Source organism: Domibacillus tundrae, from assembly GCF_000970675.1.
In the GTDB taxonomy this organism is placed as follows: Bacteria; Bacillota; Bacilli; order Bacillales; family Domibacillaceae; genus Domibacillus; species Domibacillus tundrae.
In genome coordinates this window covers 126,059-146,574 of record NZ_LAJA01000006.1, presented here as the reverse complement: position 1 = coordinate 146,574, position 20,516 = coordinate 126,059, and the positions used below count along the sequence as shown (strand labels likewise).

17 protein-coding genes and 3 riboswitches are annotated in these 20,516 nt (G+C 45.9%); of the genes, 9 read left to right on the top strand and 8 right to left on the bottom strand.

Annotation, left to right across the window (positions count from 1 at the left end):
* The first annotated feature begins 47 nt into the window (after positions 1-47).
* Together VQ00_RS07710 and gntK are read left to right on the top strand one after the other, a co-directional pair.
* Positions 48-767, top strand: coding sequence for a YebC/PmpR family DNA-binding transcriptional regulator (locus tag VQ00_RS07710; protein WP_046179573.1), 720 nt, complete (start codon positions 48-50; stop codon positions 765-767).
* A gap of 307 nt (positions 768-1,074) precedes the next feature.
* Complete coding sequence (gntK, locus tag VQ00_RS07705; protein ID WP_172645552.1) at positions 1,075-2,622, top strand: gluconokinase; 1,548 nt, start codon at positions 1,075-1,077, stop codon at positions 2,620-2,622.
* 54 nt (positions 2,623-2,676) lie between these two features.
* Here the strand turns inward: gntK and VQ00_RS07700 are convergent, their stop codons facing one another.
* Entirely contained in the window at positions 2,677-2,973 is a 297-nt protein-coding gene (locus VQ00_RS07700; protein ID WP_046179571.1) for a hypothetical protein, read from the bottom strand.
* A 159-nt stretch (positions 2,974-3,132) separates the two neighbouring features.
* Here VQ00_RS07700 and VQ00_RS07695 point away from each other — a divergent pair, with 159 nt between their 5' ends.
* Entirely contained in the window at positions 3,133-3,564 is a 432-nt protein-coding gene (locus VQ00_RS07695; RefSeq protein ID WP_046179570.1) for a DnaD domain protein, read from the top strand.
* A gap of 101 nt (positions 3,565-3,665) precedes the next feature.
* On the opposite strand, the gene atzF is transcribed toward VQ00_RS07695, so the two are convergent.
* From atzF to VQ00_RS07670, 5 genes are all read right to left on the bottom strand, one after another.
* Complete coding sequence (gene atzF / locus VQ00_RS07690) at positions 3,666-5,405, bottom strand: allophanate hydrolase (protein WP_046179569.1); 1,740 nt, start codon at positions 5,403-5,405, stop codon at positions 3,666-3,668.
* A complete protein-coding gene (uca, locus tag VQ00_RS07685) occupies positions 5,365-9,021 on the bottom strand; it encodes an urea carboxylase (protein ID WP_046179568.1) in 3,657 nt (1,218 codons plus the stop codon). Before uca ends, atzF begins: the two co-directional genes overlap by 41 nt.
* A gap of 13 nt (positions 9,022-9,034) precedes the next feature.
* Positions 9,035-9,688 carry an urea amidolyase associated protein UAAP2 gene (locus VQ00_RS07680; protein ID WP_046179567.1) on the bottom strand — a complete coding sequence of 218 codons (654 nt, stop codon included), beginning with the start codon at positions 9,686-9,688 and terminating at the stop codon, positions 9,035-9,037.
* Positions 9,688-10,416 (bottom strand): urea amidolyase associated protein UAAP1, encoded by a 729-nt coding sequence (locus tag VQ00_RS07675; protein ID WP_046179566.1) that lies wholly within the window; start codon positions 10,414-10,416, stop codon positions 9,688-9,690. Before VQ00_RS07675 ends, VQ00_RS07680 begins: the two co-directional genes overlap by 1 nt.
* A gap of 93 nt (positions 10,417-10,509) precedes the next feature.
* Positions 10,510-10,616: riboswitch (guanidine-I (ykkC/yxkD leader) on the bottom strand.
* Positions 10,617-10,705: 89 nt separating this feature from the next.
* On the bottom strand, positions 10,706-12,067 hold the full coding sequence (locus tag VQ00_RS07670) for an APC family permease (protein WP_046179565.1): 1,362 nt from the start codon (positions 12,065-12,067) through the stop codon (positions 10,706-10,708).
* A 66-nt stretch (positions 12,068-12,133) separates the two neighbouring features.
* Positions 12,134-12,228: riboswitch (guanidine-I (ykkC/yxkD leader) on the bottom strand.
* A 188-nt stretch (positions 12,229-12,416) separates the two neighbouring features.
* Here VQ00_RS07670 and VQ00_RS07665 point away from each other — a divergent pair.
* The gene (locus tag VQ00_RS07665) at positions 12,417-13,586 is read left to right on the top strand and encodes an MFS transporter (RefSeq protein WP_046179564.1); all 1,170 of its coding nucleotides are present in this window, start codon (positions 12,417-12,419) and stop codon (positions 13,584-13,586) included.
* A 417-nt stretch (positions 13,587-14,003) separates the two neighbouring features.
* The gene (locus VQ00_RS07660) at positions 14,004-15,068 is read left to right on the top strand and encodes an ATP-binding protein (protein ID WP_245618078.1); all 1,065 of its coding nucleotides are present in this window, start codon (positions 14,004-14,006) and stop codon (positions 15,066-15,068) included.
* A gap of 318 nt (positions 15,069-15,386) precedes the next feature.
* On the opposite strand, the gene VQ00_RS07655 is transcribed toward VQ00_RS07660, so the two are convergent.
* Positions 15,387-16,046 carry a DsbA family oxidoreductase gene (locus VQ00_RS07655; RefSeq protein WP_046179563.1) on the bottom strand — a complete coding sequence of 220 codons (660 nt, stop codon included), beginning with the start codon at positions 16,044-16,046 and terminating at the stop codon, positions 15,387-15,389.
* Between the two features lie 133 nt (positions 16,047-16,179).
* Positions 16,180-16,446, bottom strand: coding sequence for a YiaA/YiaB family inner membrane protein (locus tag VQ00_RS07650; RefSeq protein ID WP_046179562.1), 267 nt, complete (start codon positions 16,444-16,446; stop codon positions 16,180-16,182).
* 131 nt (positions 16,447-16,577) lie between these two features.
* Here VQ00_RS07650 and VQ00_RS07645 point away from each other — a divergent pair, with 131 nt between their 5' ends.
* The 4 genes from VQ00_RS07645 (at position 16,578) to VQ00_RS18545 (ending at position 20,414) form a co-directional block, all read left to right on the top strand.
* Complete coding sequence (locus tag VQ00_RS07645; protein ID WP_046179561.1) at positions 16,578-17,636, top strand: tartrate dehydrogenase; 1,059 nt, start codon at positions 16,578-16,580, stop codon at positions 17,634-17,636.
* Positions 17,637-17,762: 126 nt separating this feature from the next.
* A complete protein-coding gene (locus VQ00_RS07640; RefSeq protein ID WP_046179560.1) occupies positions 17,763-18,500 on the top strand; it encodes a sulfite exporter TauE/SafE family protein in 738 nt (245 codons plus the stop codon).
* Positions 18,501-19,136: 636 nt separating this feature from the next.
* Positions 19,137-19,224: riboswitch (cyclic di-GMP riboswitch) on the top strand.
* Between the two features lie 43 nt (positions 19,225-19,267).
* Entirely contained in the window at positions 19,268-20,143 is an 876-nt protein-coding gene (locus VQ00_RS07635) for a hypothetical protein (RefSeq protein WP_046179559.1), read from the top strand.
* Positions 20,144-20,246: 103 nt separating this feature from the next.
* Positions 20,247-20,414: a hypothetical protein gene (locus VQ00_RS18545; RefSeq protein ID WP_156154011.1), complete on the top strand. Its 168-nt coding sequence runs from the start codon at positions 20,247-20,249 to the stop codon at positions 20,412-20,414.
* Positions 20,415-20,516: the final 102 nt, after the last annotated feature.

Genomic DNA, 20,516 nt, shown 5'->3' with positions numbered 1-20,516 from the left:
TTATTGTATAATAAACATAGATTGAAAATGGAAAGCGAGTGTTCAGTTTGGGACGTAAATGGAATAACATTAAAGAAAAAAAAGCATCAAAAGATGCCAATACAAGCCGCATTTATGCAAAATTCGGACGTGAAATTTACGTAGCGGCAAAGCAGGGTGAACCGAACCCGGAAAGCAACCAGGCGCTTCGGATGGTGCTGGAGCGCGCGAAAACGTACAGCGTGCCGAAAACGATCATTGACCGGGCGATTGAAAAAGCAAAAGGTGGCGCAGAAGAAAGCTATGATGAGCTTCGTTACGAAGGATTTGGTCCTGGCGGCTCGATGGTCATTGTGGATGCGCTAACGAATAACGTCAACCGGACGGCGTCTGATGTACGTGCTGCATTTGGGAAAAACGGCGGCAACATGGGTGTCAGCGGCTCGGTAGCGTATATGTTTGACGCGACAGCTGTGTTTGGTCTTGAAGGAAAAAATGCAGATGAAGTATTAGAGCTATTAATGGAAGCGGATATTGACGTCCGCGACGTTCTTGAAGAAGATGAAGTGGTCATCGTCTATGCGGAACCCGATCAATTTCATGCAGTACAGGAAGCACTGAAAGAAGTAGGTGTGACGGAGTTTACGGTTGCAGAACTGACGATGCTTGCACAAAATGACGTCACATTATCAGAAGACGATCAGGAGCAGTTTGAAAAAATGATCGATGTGATTGAAGATTTAGAAGACGTTCAGCAGGTGTATCATAATGTCGATTTAGGTGAATAAGAGCGGAAGCGGTATGAGTGGACATAAAATTGTTCGAAAAGAGAGCTGTTTTGATGCTTCGGCATGGAGATGGCTTTTTTATTATGGGGAAAATTTTACAAACAGATCATATATGATTCCCCTTGTCTCGATTTTGTTAAATAGGGTTTCAAGTGTATTCTTAAGAAGAAGGAAATATTGCTCATTTAGTCTTAACGTTCCTTGGCCATCCGTTTGTGGCGTTAACGATAGCTGCATTGGCCTTGTCAGTTTTACGGTTTGGTTTATCATTGGCATGATTATTGGCTATTAACGAAAGGGTGAATGGATGATGGGATTTTTATATACGATGGGGATTGATATTGGCACGACGAGCACAAAGGCCGTTATCTTTAAAAAGGACGGCGCGTTTGTGCACCGGGCCGGGGTAGAATATTCGCTTCATACGCCAGAGCCTTCCGCTGCGGAGCAGGATCCGAATGTAATCTTTCGGGCCGTGCTGACGTCGATCCGTACGTGTATAGAAGGAAGCGGCGTACCGGAACAGGATATCGGCTTTTTATCCTTTTCATCCGCCATGCACAGCGTTATTGCGGTGGACGAAGAAGGGCGGCCGCTGACGCCGTCCATTACGTGGGCAGACAGCCGCAGCACGAAATGGACGGAAAAGCTTAAAAACGAGTGGAACGGGCACGAGATTTATCTGCGGACCGGGACACCCATTCATCCGATGGCGCCTTTATCGAAAATTATTTGGCTTCGCGAGGAATTTCCGGAACTTTTCCGGCAGACGGCGAAATTTCTTTCCATTAAAGAGTACATTTTTTATCGGCTGTTTGGTGATTATGTAATCGATTATTCGATCGCCTCCGCGACAGGAATGTTCAACCTGGAAAAGCTGGATTGGGATAAAGAAGCGCTTCAAATCGCCGGCATTGACGCAAAACGTTTGTCAAAGCCGGTTTCAACGACACACGTTGTCCGCGGCATGGCGCCAGGCTTCGCGGTGGAAGCCGGTATTCGGACAGATATGCCGGTTGTGATCGGTGCGAGCGATGGGGTGCTTTCGAACTTAGGAACAGGCGCCATTAAACCGGGGGACGTTGCTGTTACGATCGGAACGAGCGGGGCGATCCGGGCGGTCACGAATAAACCGGTCACTGATCCGAAAGGGCGCATTTTCTGTTATGCACTGACGGAAGATCATTGGGTTATTGGCGGGCCGGTGAATAATGGCGGCATGATTTTCCGCTGGGTTCGGGATGAACTGGGCGCTGCAGAAACAGAAACGGCCAAACGGCTTGGAAAAGATCCATATGATGTGCTGACGGAAATTGCCGCGCGTATTCCGGCGGGAAGCGAAGGACTCTTGTTTCATCCATATTTCTCCGGTGAACGCGCGCCGCTTTGGAACGCGGACGCACGCGGATCATTTTTCGGGCTCGCGCTGCATCATAAAAAAGAGCACATGATCCGCGCAGTGCTTGAAGGAATTTTGTACAACCTTTATACGGTGCTTCTTGCGCTTGAAGAGCTGACCGGCGAGCCGCAGCGCATTCTGGCGACCGGCGGCTTTGCGCAGTCGGACTTTTGGCGCCAAATGATGGCCGATGTGTTTGACCACCCGGTAATTGTGCCGGAAAGCTTTGAAAGCTCCTGCTTTGGCGCGGTACTGCTTGGATTATATGGACTTGGGGAGATTGATTCACTCGACGTTGCCGCAGACGCAAGCGGTACTGTGTTTGAGCATGTACCAAATAAAGCAAACAGCGATGTCTATCGCGAATTAATTCCGTCTTTCATCCGGATCGCCAGATTTTTAGAGCCGGAATATAAAACAATCGCTGATTTTCAGCGTAGGCTGTCCTCGAAATGAGGACAGCTTTTTTGTATGAAAAAACTGCCTCAGTGAGTGAGACAGTGGTATTGATTACGCATGTTTCCATTGCGTTGATTCGCCAGATTTCGGACAGGAAGGGAACGTATCGCCCGGTACTAATTCCACTTGATCGCCGTCTTCATCGACGTACGTATCCGCCTCTGTTACTTGATCTCCTGTATTGTGTACGTGATTGGCGTGCCGCCACGTTGTGGGCTCATTCATATCCGGACAAACCGGAAATTGTTCGCCTTTTTGCAGCTCTACTCTTTTCCCAGCTGCACAAACATATGTGCCTGTTTCTTGTACCGTTTCATCTGTATGGTGAAGATCGTGTGTCGTACTCATGTGAAAAACCCTTTCTTTTTTAAAATTTAAATGATTGTTGTTAGTCTACATTAGCCGGGAATAGAAAAATTCAAACATTTTTACTGGAAATAAGGCTTCAGAAACTAAAAGGCAGGGAAAGGAAGAAGGTAACCATTATTTAAAAGGAGGGTCTTTTCTATGACCAGCCACAGTGCTGCTGCATACTTTAAAAGCATTCATCCCCGGCAGATGATTATGCACACGACAGGGAAAAAATCAGTATCAAAAATGGACATGACCGTCATAGCAGATTTGAATAAGCGATATCACTTGCCGGATGAAGTAGTGAATGTTCTTGTCCAATATATTTTGCTGGCGTCCTTATCATTAAGCCATCCCTCTCTTTTTAAGATTGCCATGCACTGGAGCAGAATGAACGTGGCAACCGCTGAGCAGGCGATGAACCTTGTGAAAAAAGAACATGCAAAATATAAAACGCTCTGGATGACCGACATTCTTCATTCAAAAAAGAAGACGGGTATTACTGTTGAGATGATTCGCGGGGCCTCCGACAGTAATTTAACAAATGAGCAGCTGGGAGCTTATATTCGAGAGCTGTTTTCTCGTTAAAGAAAAATAACCTGCAAAAAGATAAGGCGGCTGGATTTTTGCGCAAAATCCAGCCAGTTAACATAGAAAAGGGGGCTTTTAAAATAGCCCCCTTTTCTATGTTATACATATTTCCATCCGCCGAGTGAGGAAATATCTTCGCTGTCTTTTGCTGCACTGGCTTCACAAAGAAATCCTTGCACGTGCGTACCATCTTCGAGTTCAATTGTGCCAAATCCTAGTGGAGCAGGGATAAGGGAAACGAATGACCCTAATTCACTAATTGGCATTTCCCATAACTCGAGTTCAATGGATGAGCCGTTTTTGTTCATTCGGATTAATCCCGGCTTTTTCGGCGCTGTGTTTAACTGAATGAGTTGATAATGCGGAGCCGTTTTTGCTTCACGAATGAAAACGGCGCGATGTTCGTTCATTTGTTTTTCAAGCGGACACCCTCTCATATGAAGGCCGCAGACCGCAACAAGCGTTGTCTTTTTGCGCTCCGGCGCCCGATGTCCATACAGGAAAAGATCCGCCAGCCCGGTAATCAAATGTTCATCCTCATTTCCGGAGAACAGTGTAATACCGAACGGCATATTTTCTGCGGCGTCTTCAGCTGGAATATTAATGGCGCATAAATCGAGCAGGTTACAGTGATTTGTGTAAAGACCCATTTGACTGTTTGTTTCAATCGGGTTTTCCCGAACAGCTTCACGTGTCCACGTACCGCCGGCTGTCGGCATGATCAATACCGCGTTTTCCAACTGCTGGTGCGCTTTTTGTTTGAAAATCTGTAATGAGTGCATTGCTTTAAAAACAGAAGCAGCGTTGTAATCAGGTTTTGCGCCGGAACGAAGCACGGCTTCGGTTACCGGGAAAGCGACATCTTCATGTTTCATAATAAATTCGCCCAGATCGGCCCAGCGTTCTGCCACCCAAGGCCCGTCGTATAAAACAGAAGCCGCTTCGGATAGATAGTTGACGTCCAACGTCTCAACTGGTATACCAAGCTCATTCAATTTTGAAATGGCTTTTTGCCATGCTTGTTTGTAATCGTCAGCAAAAGGACCATAAAAGAGGGGAAGTTCATTTGGTACGTATACTTTTTTCGGAAGTGCCGCCGATTGGCGTGTAATCTTTCTGGACCACGGGTCATTGGCATCAAAACCGCGGGCGGCTTGATCAACAAGGTCCGCATCATGCAGACCGTTTGCGAAAACAGTGACACAATCAAGGCTTGCGCAAGCTGGAACGACCCCTTTTACCGACCATGCACCAAGGCTTGGCTTGTAGCCGATGAGGCGGTTAAGTCCCGCCGGCACACGGCCGGACCCCGCTGTGTCGGTGCCAAGTGAAAAAGCAGCCTGGCCGCGCGCGACGGAGACGGCGGATCCTGCACTTGAGCCGCCGCTGATCAAATCGTGATTCAGCGCATTTTTCGTTTCTCCATATGGGCTTCTTGTGCCGACAAGACCGGTTGCAAATTGATCCAGGTTCGCTTTTCCGACCGGAATGGCACCGGCATCGATTAAGCGCTGAACAACAGTTGCATGCTCATCAGGCGTATAAGCAAACTCCGCACAGCCGGCTGTTGTCGGCACACCGGCGAGGTCAATATTGTCTTTAATAGCGAAAGGAATGCCCCAAAGCGGGGCCTGTTCACGGTTTATTGTTTTTAGCCGTTCTACGTACGGACGAATAAATGTCCATGAGGGCGGCGTGATCCAAATGTTCATATCTTTGTCTGCTGCAGCGCGTTTAATAATTTGTTCGATGACCATTTCAGGCGTTAAAGCACCCGACTGATAGTTTTCCTTTAATTCAAGAATGGACAATGTTTTCGGCACGTTCATCGTTTGCATTGGATGCACCCCGCTTTTCTTTTGTAATCGAGACAATAAGCTGACCGGCATGGACTTCATCACCCGGTGACACGTGAACGGATTCGATAAACCCGCCATTTGGCGCCGGCTGAGGAAACTCCATTTTCATGCTTTCTTCGATGATCAATATATCGCCTTTTTTCACTTTATCGCCCTCGGACACAAGGACTTTCCAAACACTTCCGGGCATTGTGCAGCGGACTGCCTCAGCTCCTTCAGCAAGAACTTCTTCAGTTGGCTCTGCGGTCTCATGTTCTGATACATATTCTGCAAGCCCGAGCTCACGCCAGCTTTCACGTTCGGCATGAAAAGCCGCCTGCTGTGTTTCGCGGAAGCTGCCCGCACTTTCTTTGATTGAATGGAGGAAAGATAAATATTCGCCGAGCTTAAATGTTGTTTCGGTAATATCTACTTCAAAACGTCCGCGCAGAAAATCTTCCCGCATGTCAAGCAGCTCATCTGCGCTGACTGGATAAAATTGAATTTGGTCAAAGAAGCGAAGCAGCCACGGCTTGCCAGGCTGGAAGCTTTCCGTTTCACGCAGCCGATTCCATACTTGCACGGTACGTCCGACAAACTGGTAGCCGCCAGGTCCTTCCATACCGTACACACACATATACGCGCCCCCGATTCCGACGGCATTTTCCGGTGTCCACGTACGAGCCGGATTGTATTTTGTTGTCACGAGACGGTGTCGCGGATCCACCGGTGTCGCGACCGGTGCGCCGAGATACACGTCGCCAAGGCCAAGGACGAGATAGTTGGCATCAAATACAATGCGTTTCACGTCTTCAATGTCTTTTAAGCCATTTACCCGGCGAATGAATTCCAGGTTGCTAGGACACCAAGGCGCGTCTGGACGAACGTTTTGCTGGTATCGGTCAATGGCCAGCTGCGTCGCCGGATCATCCCAAGAAAGGGGAAGGCGCACGACACGGGACGGGACTTCAATTTCTTCAAGCGGGGGCAGGCCTTCATCGATCGAAGCAATTACATTGCAAAGATCGGTAATCGACATTTGCGATGCGTTGATATGAACCTGCAAGGAACGGATGCCCGGTGTTAAATCCAATACTGGAATATCCGGACGCGCTTGAATAGCCTCCATTAAAGCGTGGACCTGGAATCGAAGCAAAAGATCCAATTCCATATCGCCATATTCAATTAAGACATGCTCATCCCCTGCTGCCCGGATTGTCATCGGAAAGCGGCTTGTTGAATGCTCAACGAGAATCGGATAATCCGGTGACAGCCGGGCCGGTTCTTTTGGAAGAGATGGAAGAGAATAATCAGCTGTTTTTGAACCGATAGCGTTCAAGTGCTGTTCCTGTGCCTGACGAAGGGCGTCTGCTTCTTCAAGCGTCAGCAGCTGAAAACGGATGCGGTCGCCGGCATGAAGCTGGCCGATTTTCCAAAACTCAGCTGAAGCCGTCGTAACCGGGCAAACGAATCCACCGAGACTTGGTCCATCCGGCCCGAGCAGAATCGGCATGTCACCCGTTAAATCAAGCGTGCCAATGGCGTAGGCGTTATCGTGAATATTGGAAGGGTGAAGACCGGCCTCACCTCCATCTTCACGTGTCCAAAGCGGCGCAGGACCGATTAAACGGACGCCTGTGCGTGAGCTGTTGAAATGGACTTCCCAGCTTGTTTGGGTTAATTGATCCAAATACGCCGGCAGTAAAAATTCATTTGTGCAGTGAGGTCCCGGAATAACACCGATCGTCCACTCTTTTGTTAAGATGGGCTGTTCGTCGAATTTGAGTGCTGCGTGAGAAGGGATGTCCGCAGCATTTATCTGCAATACGTCACCAGTGCGCAGTGCCCGTCCGCCATGTCCGCCGAATCCGCCAAGCGTAAAGGTTGCCGCGCTGCCAAGATGAAGCGGCATATCCAATCCGCCCGCGATAAGGAAATAAGCCCGCATGCCTGTTTCGGCTTCACCAAATGTCAGCACTTGTCCGCGTTTTGCCTGGATGACGCTGTACATTGGTACCGTTTCTTCATCTAATAAAGCATTCATCTCCGCACCCGTCAGGCAAAAAGCAGTATCGCCACGGAAACGATAGGATCCGCCGCGCAATGTAAGCTCAAGTCCCGCTGCCTGATCATCGTTGCCAAGCAGCTTATTGCCAATTCGGAATGAAAAAGGATCCATTGGTCCGCATGGCGGTACGCCAACGTCCCAATGGCCGACACGTCCAGGCCAGTCCTGCACCGTTGTTTGAATGCCGCCGTCAAGTACTTCAATGGCGCGTTCAGCCGGTGCAAAATTCTCCAGCATACGTGTATGAACGAGACCGCTTCGGCAATTTTCTTCCTGCAGCAGTGCTTGAATGTATTGCAAGTTCGTTGTTACACCATAAAGGCGCGTTTCATTTAATGCTTCATGTAATTTATCAATCGCTTCCTCGCGTGTTTCCGCATGAACGATAATTTTGGCGAGCATCGGATCATAAAGAGACGTAACAGTCAGGCCATCCCGCACCCATGTTTCGATCCGGGCTTGTTCAGAGAAGCGGACGTGGTCAAGCTGTCCGCCGCTTGGACGAAAATCGTTTAAGCAGTCTTCCGCATAAAGGCGTGCCTGAATGCTGTGTCCTTTTGGTGCTTCGTACAATTGATCGAGACCCCGCAGTTCATCAGCTGCTTCGCGAACCATCCACTCCACTAAATCGATGTTCAGCACTTCCTCCGTAACACCGTGCTCCACTTGAAGACGTGTGTTTACTTCAAGGAAATAAAACTGTTCCGCTTCCGGATCGTACAAAAATTCAACGGTTCCAGCACTTCGGTAGCCGACTTCCTCCGCCAGCCGTTTCGCAGACGAAAGCATGTGTTCACGAATAGAAGAAGAGAGGCAGGGAGCGGGGCTTTCTTCCACGACTTTTTGATTGCGCCGCTGAATCGAGCAGTCCCGTTCACCGAGTGCCGCAACCTCGCCAAATCGATTTCCAAAAATTTGCACTTCTACGTGCCGCGCTTTTTGGATGTATTTTTCTAAAAATACGCCGCCATTGTTAAAGTTCGTTTCGGCCAGCCGGCAGACCGAAGGGAACGCATCCCGAAGCGCTTTTTCATCTGCGCAAATACGCATGCCGATTCCGCCGCCGCCCGCTGTGCTTTTCAGCATAACCGGGTAGCCGATGCGCCCCGCTTCTGACAGAGCGGTTTCTAGTTCAGTGATAAGAGCTGTCCCGGATAGGAGAGGAACCCCGGCTTTTTCTGCCATTTCGCGGGCAGAATGCTTTAAGCCAAACAATTCCATCTGTTCAGGCGTCGGACCGATAAAGGAAATGCCATTTTCGCGGCAGGCACGGGCGAAATCCGCGTTTTCGCTTAAAAATCCGTACCCGGGATGAATCGCCTGTGCACCTGTTTCAATGGCCGTTTTCAAAATAAGGTCTGTATTTAAATAACTGTCTTTCGCTGCGCCTTCACCGATCAAAATCGCTTCATCCGCCAGGTCCACATGCAGACTGTCCTGATCGGCTTTTGTATATACGGCAACAGAAGCGATGCCCATACGGCGAAGGGTACGTTCGATACGGACCGCGATGGCCCCGCGGTTGGCAATTAATACTTTTGTAAACATTGTCATCGCTCCTTTAATAGTTGTCCCAGACCAATAGCTGAATCGGTGTCGGGTTATAAGCGTTACAAGGGTTATTTAACTGCGGGCAATTGCTGATTAACACGAGTGTGCGGCGCACTGCCTGCATTTCTACGTAGTAGCCGGGAGCGGATACGCCGTCCGCAAATGTCAGACCGCCGTCTGGCGTAACTGGTACATTCATGAAAAAGTTGACGTTTGGTGCCAGGTCGCGCTTTGTAAAGAGCGGATCATTCTTCGAAAGCTGAAGCATGAACGTATCACGGCAGTTGTGCATTGGCAGTGTATCGTGTGAATAACGCACAGTATTGCTTTGTGCAGAACAGGCACCGCCGATTGTATCGTGGTTTCCACACGTATCGGCCACAATTTTTACCAGCTCTTTGCCTGACTCAGAGACAAGGACAGACCCGGTTGTTAAATAAACATTGCCCTGACGCTGAATGGTATTTACTGCACTATAATGATCAGCAGGATTATCTGCGTCATAAAAGAGCGTATCTGCTGCTTGATTTCCTTCAAGGTCCACGATGCGAAGCACTTGGCCGGGTTCTAACGTATACGTCCAGCCATCGCCGGCAGGAATGATTTCGTTATAAAAAGCCGCTTCCGCTTTTCGTTCGCTTACAACATGATGTAAAACAGCCATTATCGAACGCCTCCTTCAGTGAGCAGTGTGTGATCCCACGTATTTTCAAACGCGCGCCGGTTTTCCGGGCGGTGGTTCAAGCAAAAGTCGTCTTCCTGAACCGGAGCTGCATCCGTAATCGTTACTTCAACAGGCACGGATGGATAAGAAGTGCTCGGATCAAGCGGATTCGGTGTATTCGATAAAATGAGCAAGACGTCCATTTCGGTCCGTAGAGTAACCGTGTCGCCCTTTTTTGAGTGACCGGAAACAAAATGCATGGCGCCGTCTTCTGTGCAGTATATTTTTGAAAAAAGATTAATAACGGGAACGAGATCACGCGTCGTTAGTCCATTTCGAAACAGCTCGACTGCGAAGTTTTCCTCGCCGCTTCGGTACCAGTCGTTTCGTTTTTCCTGATACGTCGTCTTTCCGTAGCGTGCATCGATCATGTTGCGGGATGTGTAGCCGGAAATCGCATCGTGCCAGCCGAGCGAGTCATCTGCAATGCTTGCCAGTACACGGCCATTATCGCTCATGAGGACATTTCCTTTCGTCAAGTGAGCGGTATACTGTGCTTTTAACGTATCAGGCATATTGTATCGTTCAGCTGTATCGTGTGCGTTATATAAAAGAAGAGAAATGTTGGCGCCGTCTTCCATTGCGGTAAACGTGATCGATTTGCCGCGGCTGATCCGGCCGGACCATTTGCCCCCGGCAGGAATTAGTTTTGTTGAAATAGCAGTCATGTTAAACAGCCTCCTTTTAAAATTAGAAAAGCGCAAGGCGGCCGTCCGCCTAAAGCTGGAAAATAAAAAAGGATAAAAGCATGAGAGATTGTCGTCTCCCAGGCTTTTATCCTTCCGTGTATGCAACAGCAGCTGCACGCTCTCTCTCGGACCAGACTTTAAAGAATGACTCTTTAAACGGAACCCTAGACAGCTTTTCGTTTCCAACGCAGTGTGGAAACCTTTATTGATTTATAAATAAAGTATAACAGTCTGGAAAAATTGAAAACAATCATTATGTTAGATTATCTTACATTGTTTTTCTTTGAGCCAATGATTCTGCTGGAACCTCTAATTTATCTTCTTTGAATGAACTCCATGATTTTCTGAAGGCTAGATAAATAAATCCGACGATTACCCAAGTGACTCCATACATAAGGGTATGTTTATCCAAAAGAGTGAGCAGCCAGCCGATAAAACCAGCGCCGATCAGCGGGAAGATTAGATACAAAAATGTTTCTTTCAACGAACGTTTTTTCAGCTTTACATAGTAATGAGCGATGACTGATAAGTTGACAAATGTAAAAGCGGTCAGGGCACCGAAGCTGACAAACATAACAGCTGTATCGAGATTAATAAATACAGCAGATAATGATACAGCGGCAACAAATAGGATATTCGCAACCGGTGTTTTATATTTCGGATGAAGAGATGTAAAAAATTTTTCCGGCAAAATGGATTCGCGTCCAAGAGCATAAAGGAATCGGCTGACACTTGTTACAGATGAAACACCTTGTGTAAATGTCGCGACCATCAGAACCATAATAAACAGCGAGCTTAGCATGTTTCCACCAACAAGCTGTACAAGGCTGTACGCCGCATTATCTGGATTTGTAAAGGTGAAATCAGGATAAGCAATTTGTGTTAAATATGAAATGGCAATGTACATCGATGCGGCAATTAATACAATCAGGAAAATCGCTTTAGGAATCGTTTTTTTGGCATCAATTGTTTCTTCTGCCATAGTCGTAACCGCATCAAACCCGAGAAAGCAGAAGCAAATGAGCGCTGCGCCTGAAAATACAGCGCCAAATGCGACATGGTCTCCGAAAAATGGTGCAAGCGAGAATAAAGAGCTTGTTCCAGTGTCGCCGATGATAACATCTTTAACAATCAGCGTACAAAAGAGAAGAATAAAGCCGATCTGCACGAGGACAGATATTCCGCTTACACGTGCAGCAGATTTAATGCCGACAATATTCACAATGGCAAGGACAACATTCATGACGATGATCCAGACGAAAATCGGGATTGCTGGAAACTCTGTATTCATAAAAATGCCGAATGTCAAAACGGCAATAATCGGTGAAAAAATGTAATCCATCAACAAAGCCCAGCCGACTAAAAATCCAACTTTCGGATGAATCGCTTTTTTCGTGTATGTGTAAGCAGAACCTGAGGTTGGATATGCTTTAACCATACGGCTGTAGCTATAGGCAGTAAAGAAAATTGCGATAAATGCTGTCACATATGCAGCAGCCATCATTCCACCTGCCGCTTCAAATGCGACGCCATACACCGTAAAGAAAATCATCGGTGTCATCCAAGCAAGACCCATAAAAACGACTTGGTGCAGCTTTAGTGATTTGACCAGTGCCGGTTGTTCGTTCATGTTCATTCACCCTCTTTTCCGGATTTGTCGGAAAAATAAAAAAACCGGGAGAATTTTATAAAAAAATTCTCCCGGGCTTTTATCCCTCCGTGTATACAGTAAAACTGTACGCTCTCTCTCGGACCAGACGTTTTTCAACCGGAACCCTAGAGAGCAATTTTGTTCTCGATTACGATAATGAGAGCCTGTATGTGTTTGATATTCCGGAGTATACGGTGAAAAAAGAAGTGGTGCAATAAACATGTTAGATTTTATAACAAAATATTTTGACGAAAACCATTTCTGCTCAACACCATATCTTTTTTGTGTGTAAAATGAATATATGGTACTTACACGGAGGATGAACGAAATGAAACAATCAAAATGGAGCGCATTGGGCTGGATTTCGACCGCGGTTTTATTTGCCTTAAGCCTTTGGTTCAGCGCCTCAGTCGTTATTGATGAATTAACAAAGGTATGGGGGCTGACAGATGCAGCGAAACCTTGGATATCCGCGGCCGTGCCGGCGGGATTTACGGCAGGCGCGTTAACCAGCTCCTATTTTGGCTTGGCAGACCGCTTTAATGCGCGAAAGTTATTTATGGTATCCGCTTTGGCCGGGGCAGTGCTCAATAGCATGCTTTTATTTGCGGACAATGCCTTTCAAGGTGTGTCTCTGCGCTTTTTGACCGGTGCGGCACTTGCGGGCGTCTATCCGACCGCTGTGAAAGTGCTGACGCTTTGGTTTCCGAAGCGGCGGGGTCTTGCAATCGGTCTTGTGATCGGTGCGTTAACGCTCGGTTCGGCGCTGCCTCACATGCTTGCGCTGATCGCGTCAGATGTAAATTGGGAAATTGTGATTGGTATGAGCTCAGGGTTATCCGCTTTTGCAGCGATGATCATGATCGGTTTTGTCAAAGATGCGCCTCAGCAAGGAACACCATCTATTTTTTCGTTCAACATGATCAGCAAAGTTGTTCGCAATAAGCCTGTCATGCTGGCGAACTACGGCTATTTTGGCCATATGTGGGAATTGTATGCGATGTGGACGTGGCTGCCGCTTTTTTTGGCAGCGGGCGGCTCGGTTCATTCATCCATGCTTTCATTTTTGGCGATTGGCATCGCTGGTGCAGCTGGTTGTATAGTCGGAGGTGTATTAGCAGACAAAGTAGGACGAGCCCGTTTAACAATATGGTCAATGGGCATTAGTGCTGCCTGTTCACTGTTAATTGGATTAGTGTTTGGACAATCGGTCGTTTTAACGATCATCATTGCGATGATTTGGGGTTTTTCTGTTATTGCGGACTCCGCTCAGTTTTCCGCAGCAGTTTCTGAATTTGCAGAAACGGAATGTGTTGGCACCGCGCTGACATTTCAAATGAGTATCGGATTTCTGATCACGATTCTATCTATTAACCTTATTTCTTTCCTGCAGCCTTATATGGGATGGGAGTGGGTATTTATTCTACTTGGAATCGGTCCAGTTTTAGGAATGGTGTCGATGACTAAATTTAAACGTTATGAAAAGCAGCGTTTATAACAAATCTTAAAATTTCCTCTTTATTCAATTAATATTCATTTCGGAAAGAAATGCGCGGAACAGCCGCCATCTACTAGCTGCTTCCTGCGGTTGAAAAAGCAGCAGTCAATAATAAACTTATCTCTATCATCGTTTTGTAGATTCTTCTGGTATGAGTTTGTTATTAAATATCGTGCATTCACTCAACGAACAAGGAAAATTGTGAATGTAAAAGAAAATGTTCAAATCGTCTTTGATTTACTTCAGATCCCGGATATTCTAGGAGAAGATACGTTTATCTAACCAATTAAATATGTTGTTAACTGCCATGCGGTCATAGACTAAGCATGGTTTTTTTCTGTTCAAAAAGGAAAAAGCGCTATCAACAGCGAATTGAAGAAAGAAACAGGGGAATCTGGAGAAAGAGGAGGGAGGCAATTGACAGATGTATTACCTAACCAAACCAATCGGGCCATCGTAGAAAAAGAAGAAATGTATCGAAATATTGTTGAATATTCGGTCGAGGCGATTGTTATTCATGTTGATTATGAGATTGTGTATATTAATGAGTCGGGTGCTGCTTTTTTTCGTGCGTCAAAAGAATTGTTAATCGGCAGAGATGTTCTTTCTGTGTTCCAGCCGGCATCACATGAGATGATTAAAAAGCGTATTCAAAAAGGCATGACTGGCAATGAACTGGCACCGCTCATCGAAGAGAAAGTGATTCGGGCTGACGGTACAACGGTGGAAGTGGAGCTTTACTGTCGTCCAGTCATATTTGGCGATAGAAAAGCCATGCAAACGGTCTTCCGGGATATTTCCATCCGCAAAGAAACGGAAAAAATACTGCGCGACCGGGAAAAACTTGCTTCAATTGGGCAAATTACAGCAGGGATTGCACATGAAGTGAAAAACCCGCTAACAGCGGTGAAAGGATTTTTGCAATTATTGAAAGAATCTCATTCACACCCGTATCTGCAAACGATGGAAAATGAACTGGACAAAGCGCTCATGACACTGCAAAATTTATTGCAAGTATCGAAACCGGACCTGCAGGATGAACCGCTCGTGCCGATTTATTTTTACAAGGAACTGGAATCGTTAATGCTGTTGTTTCAAGACAAACTGTATAATGTAGAAGTGGAAATGGACTTGCGGGATCCCGAAAAATGGATTCTTGGCAAAAAGAACTTATATTTAAAAGCATTTTTTAATTTAATAAAAAACGCCCTGGAAGCGATTAGTGAAAAAGGAAAAATTAAAATTATTCATTACTGCGAGAATCAGTGGATTCATATTCAAGTCACGGACACAGGAGTCGGGGTTCCGAAAGAGAAGTTGAATATGCTGGGCACACCTTTTTTCTCAAGCAAAGCGGACGGGACGGGACTTGGCCTGACACAGGTATATACAACTATTCACGAACATGGCGGCCATATTTCGGTTGACAGCAAGCTTGGAGAAGGCACAACCTTCTATATTCGCTTGCCGGTTAATAGATAACAAACAGGAGAGTTTATCATGTTTTTAATCAAAAAAAAGAACGCCATGAACGACTCACCGCATACGGAGGGTCGGACACAAGTGGCGCAGCCGTCCAAACTGAATTGGACGGTTTTTTTATGAAATTAAGAAAGTGTATACCTTTAGACAGTGTCCAGCTTCAGGCGCCATTGGCTCGAGGGCTCACAGGATGTGAGTCAAGAAGGCATTGCAGCAGGATGCTGTGCTCTTAGTCTTTGCTTCAAAAAGCCAAGCCCTTCTGGAGGCACAAAACGCCTCCGCCAGCGCTCGTCTAAAGCTGTGCGCCTTGCGCTTTTCTTATGAGCAGCCATCAATGCCGCAAGACTGGCCATCCATCAGCAGTGTCACTTTTTTCGTTTGTTTTTTTCGTTCTTGTTCAATGATTTGCTCCAGTGCTTCTTTTGAGCGAATACCAGACACCTTTGTGCTTCCGATCATAAATGTCGGCACAGCTGTAATCTCTGCTTCATTATAAGCATGATCCAACGCTTTTTCGTGCGCCTCTTTATACGTACGATTTTCAATTGCTGCACGATATGCTCCTTCATCTAAGCCAATTTCACCGGCAAGCTTTGTCAGCACATCTACATCGCCAATGTTCTGTTGTTCCTGAAAAAAAGCACGCAGCATCCGATCGTTGTACTCATTTCCTTTGTCGTTTGCTTTCGCAAATTGATAGCCTTCAAACGCAAGGTGCGTGTAAGGCTGAGGTGATACATTCGGCAGGACGATTGGAATCCCCATTTCTTTTGCGAGCGGGTATACGGACTGCTTCCATGTCGTCTGCAGGTAGCTGTCTTCCGGACGAAGTGTTTCATTTGGATACGGACGCAGTTCATACGGCATCCATTCGACTTCTATATCGTCTTTTCCTTCAATTGCCTCATAAAGCGGCTGTTCCGCCAAAAAACAAAATGGGCAGACATAATCGGAGTACACATTGATTTTTACAGTCAAAATGAACCTCTCCTTTCCTAATCCTTGCAGTTGATTATATAGCGGCGGCGCGTCTCCGTCTAACCATCTGCTTTGGATAAATTGTTTCACGTGAAACAAAAAAAAGATGCGCAGATGGCATCTTTTATAAATATTATTCAGAAGGCGGCTTTATGCTTCCGCGTCTTCGTTCTTCTTCTTCCGCAATAATTTCATTGTCTTCCGCATTATCACGTGTTACTTTTTGCGTTAAGATAGCACCAACCGCCACAAGAATCATAACGGCAATATAATAACCTTTTTCGTTAAGCTCCATGTCCGCGTTGAAAAGACCGATCGAAAACAAGGCAACACCTGCAATCAATGTAAAATAGGCCAAAAACGTAAAAGCTGGGGTATTTCTTCTCCGGTATCGCTGCATATTGTTTCCTCCTGCATGAAAGGATTAGTACTAGATACTAATACTATACCATAATTTTCTGAAAAAGAATATTAATGTCATTAAAAATGAAAAAACTCTATAATAAAGAAGAAAAAGGGAGGAATACATAAATGGAAAAATTGAAAATAGCCAACATTCCTGGCGATGGGATTGGCACGGAAGTTGTGACAGCCGCAACAGATGTTTTGAAAGCGGTATCAGAAATTCACGGAGGATTGACGTTTGAATTTACAGATTTCCAGTGGAACTGCCACTATTATTTGAAGCATGGGGCGATGATGCCGGAAGACGGGATGGACCAGCTTACTCAATTTGATGGTATTTTCCTGGGAGCAATTGGCGATCCGAATCTAGTGCCGGATCATGTATCACTATGGGGTTTGCTTATTAAAATCCGTCGAGAATTCGAACAGTCGATTAACCTCCGTCCCGCGAAAGTGATAAAAGGCATTCGCTCGCCCCTTCTCAATCCTAAAGACTTTGATATTATGGTCGTCCGGGAAAATAGTGAAGGCGAGTACAGTTCAATTGGAGGCAACATGTATCAGGGCGACGACGAAATCGCCATTCAAAATGCAGTTTTTTCACGAAAAGCAACCGAGCGTGCAATGCGTTTTGCATTTGAACTAGCGCAAAAACGGAGCAGCCATGTGACGAGTGCAACTAAATCAAACGGGATTATTTACTCGATGCCGTTCTGGGACAGTGTGTTTGAAGACGTGGCAAAAGACTATCCGCACATCGAGACCGACTCGCGGCATATTGACGCATTGGCGGCCTTTTTTGTGACGCAGCCGGACCGGTTCGACGTCATTGTCGCCAGCAACTTATTCGGAGATATTTTAACCGACCTTGGCGCGGCGATTATGGGCAGCATTGGCATTGCGCCGGCCGCTAATATTAATGTGAACGGAAAATACCCGTCCATGTTCGAACCGGTTCATGGATCCGCACCGGATATTGCGGGTAAAGGAATGGCCAATCCAATCGGGCAAATTTGGACAGCCAAAATGATGCTCGACCATTTTGGCGAAGAAGAATTGGGACGCGTGCTGCTTGATACAGTAGAAAGTGTAACAAGCGACGGGTTCTTAACGCGTGATATCGGCGGTAAGCATACGACGAAAGAAGTAACAGACGAGATTATCGCCCGGCTGAAAGCAAGATAAAAAGGGGAATCCAAAATGAAGGGGCTGTGCAAAAGGAACTCACTTTTGGCACAGCCCTTTTTTAAAAATAAAATAGTCAATCTTTGTTACAATAGAAGGAAGAGGCAAGAGGCTGGAGTTGAAAGTATGTTAATTGTATTGATGATGTTTTTGCTGGGCACGCTGTTCGGTTTTATCGGTGCGGGCGGAGCAGGTTTTGTGATTGCGGTACTGACCGTTTTTTTTGGCGTGCCGATTCATATGGCGCTCGGCACATCGCTTGCGGCAATGGCGTTTACAAGCATATCTGGTGCATATAGCCATTACCGTGAAGGAAATACCCATGTGAAAATAGGCTTGATTGTCGGTGGATTTGCGGCGGCCGGTTCATTTGGCGGTGCTAAACTGGCGGCAGTCATACCAGAAGAATCCCTGCACTGGCTTACTGCGGGTATGCTGTTTTTATCCGCTTTTTTGCTGTTTATAAAATTATTATTTTTGAAAGATACATCAAAGCCGGTTGATGAAAAAAGCCATGTAATCTGGATTAAGGGTATTTTTCTGGGCCTGCTGGCAGGTACCTTGTCTGGCACATTCGGAATCGGATCAGCGCCTTTTATTCAAATTGGCCTGATGATTTTGCTTCATTTAACCATCCGGCAGTCGGTCGGGACGACGATGCTTGTGATTGTGCCGCTTGCGATTGGCGGCGGAATCGGTTATTTTTCCGAAGGGTTTATTGATGTCTTCTTATTGCTGAAAGTGCTGATCGGCACCGCATGCGGCGCATACATCGGGGCGAAATTTACGAACATTGTGCCAAAGCCTGTGCTGAAATCGGCCATTATTTTAACGCCGACAGCAGCTGTTTTATTGCTTTTTTAAAAAAATACAGGAAGCTTTTTTTTGTCTTGAGTGAAATAGTAGCGGGCTGACTTAAGCTGGGATATAATGAAGATATATAGTTTAAGAGTTAAAACTATTGCTCATTTTCGGGGCTTATAGAACTCCAAAGGGGAGTAGCTTACAGTTATGTCGACAATACGTGGTCTTTTGGCCGCCGGCTTGACTGGCAACAGGTATGTTGTTTGCGAGACCTTTGCCTGCGTGGTAACGGATAATAGATGAAAAAACCTTTGCCGCATCCGGTGAAGGTTTTTTGTTTATTAAAAAGGAGTGTTTCGGATCTGATATTGGGCTGATTTTTGATGATGAATATTATTTTGAAGGGAAGAACAAGTAAGAGTTGGACATAGATAGGCGAAAAAAATTATTATTTTTTATCACGTTTTTAGTAACAGTTAAATTATATACGGCGGGTATTATTACACTGGATCCGCAAAATCCACCGCGAAGTTTAACAATCAGCGCACCGCAGTCCGTTATGGCTGATAAGAGCTATTATAGGATGTGAAGATAAGCTGGCGGGAATGTCCCGCCAGTGTTTTTTGGCTCTTTATCAGCTTTGAAAAAACGCTGGGCAAAAAGGCACTCTATAAACTATAATAAAAGGACAAAATAATCTGAAAAAGGCAAACTTCTCCGAAAGGAAAGGACGCAAAGCTATGAGCCTAAATGCTGAAAAGCATATGGTCGTCAGGCTGCCAGGCTCTCATTCTGTGAGTCCAGGCTGACAGAATGGAGGGCTTTTTATGTTGAAAAAAATACGTGCTTCGATTTTGCTGATCATGCTTTTGGCAGCAGGAATTCCGCAGGTTGAGACGGAAGCATCTGTCCCAAACGATCAGGCGACATGGCTTTGGAATCCATGGGTGATTGTCAGTGATGAAGCAGGAACACTCACATTTCTGGAAAGCAAAGGAGTAAATAAAGTATACGTGCAAATTGACCGGGACATCCCTGTGAATGTATACCGCAGCTTTATTGATAAAGCATCTGCGAAAGGGATACGTATTTATGCACTGGACGGCGCTCCGGATTGGGCGGCACCAAAAGGGTATATAAATCAGAATGAACTTATGAACTGGCTCAGCCGTTATCAAAGTGGTTCAGCAGCCACACAAAAATTCACAGGAATTCACTTAGATGTTGAGCCTTATTTATACAGCGGCTGGACGACAAATCAAGCTGCGACTATTAAGTCGTATCAATCGCTTTTAACGAAAGCAAAAAGCAGCGCCGCTTCTTTAACATTACCTCTTGAAGCGGATATGCCATTCTGGTTTGATGAAATTTCCTATAAAAATACGTACGGAAAAGGGAAGCTGGCAGAATGGGTGATCGCCAATACAAACAGCGTTACTATTATGGCGTACCGCGACAGCGCGCCTCTTGTTATCGAAGTTGTGAAGAATGAAATTGTTATAGCTGAAAAATATGGAAAATCCATTGTGATTGGTGTTGAGACGGGTCAAACGAGTGAAGGAGATGCTATTTCCTTTTTTGAAGAAGGTGAAGCCTCAATGAATCAGGAATTATCAGCCGTGCAAAACTACTATGCCCCTTCTAAAGGTTTTAATGGAATAGCGGTTCATCATGTCGGCAGCTGGACGACTATGAACCCGTAATGGTAAGAGCCGTCTTTTTAAAAGACGGTTTTTTCTTTAAAAATCATTGTCAAGCATTCAACTTGTAAACTAGACAGGCAATACATTTAAAGAAATTGTGGAAATGGTGGAAGCCGTGGCGATGCAGTCTAAAGAAGTGTCGGCGGTCATCGAGGAAGTAAGTGCTCGGTCACAATCAATGGTACAGTTTGTTGATACAATCACTTCTTCTGAAATGCTCAGCAACATGGCGTCTGAATTGCAGGAAACGGTTCAAAAGTTTAGATTTTAACGAAAGGGATTTATTTCGTCATCGAGGCGGGATAAATCCTTTTTTATTTTTACTAAAAACAAATTGACTTTTAGTAAAAATAATTTAAAATATAAGTAAAAC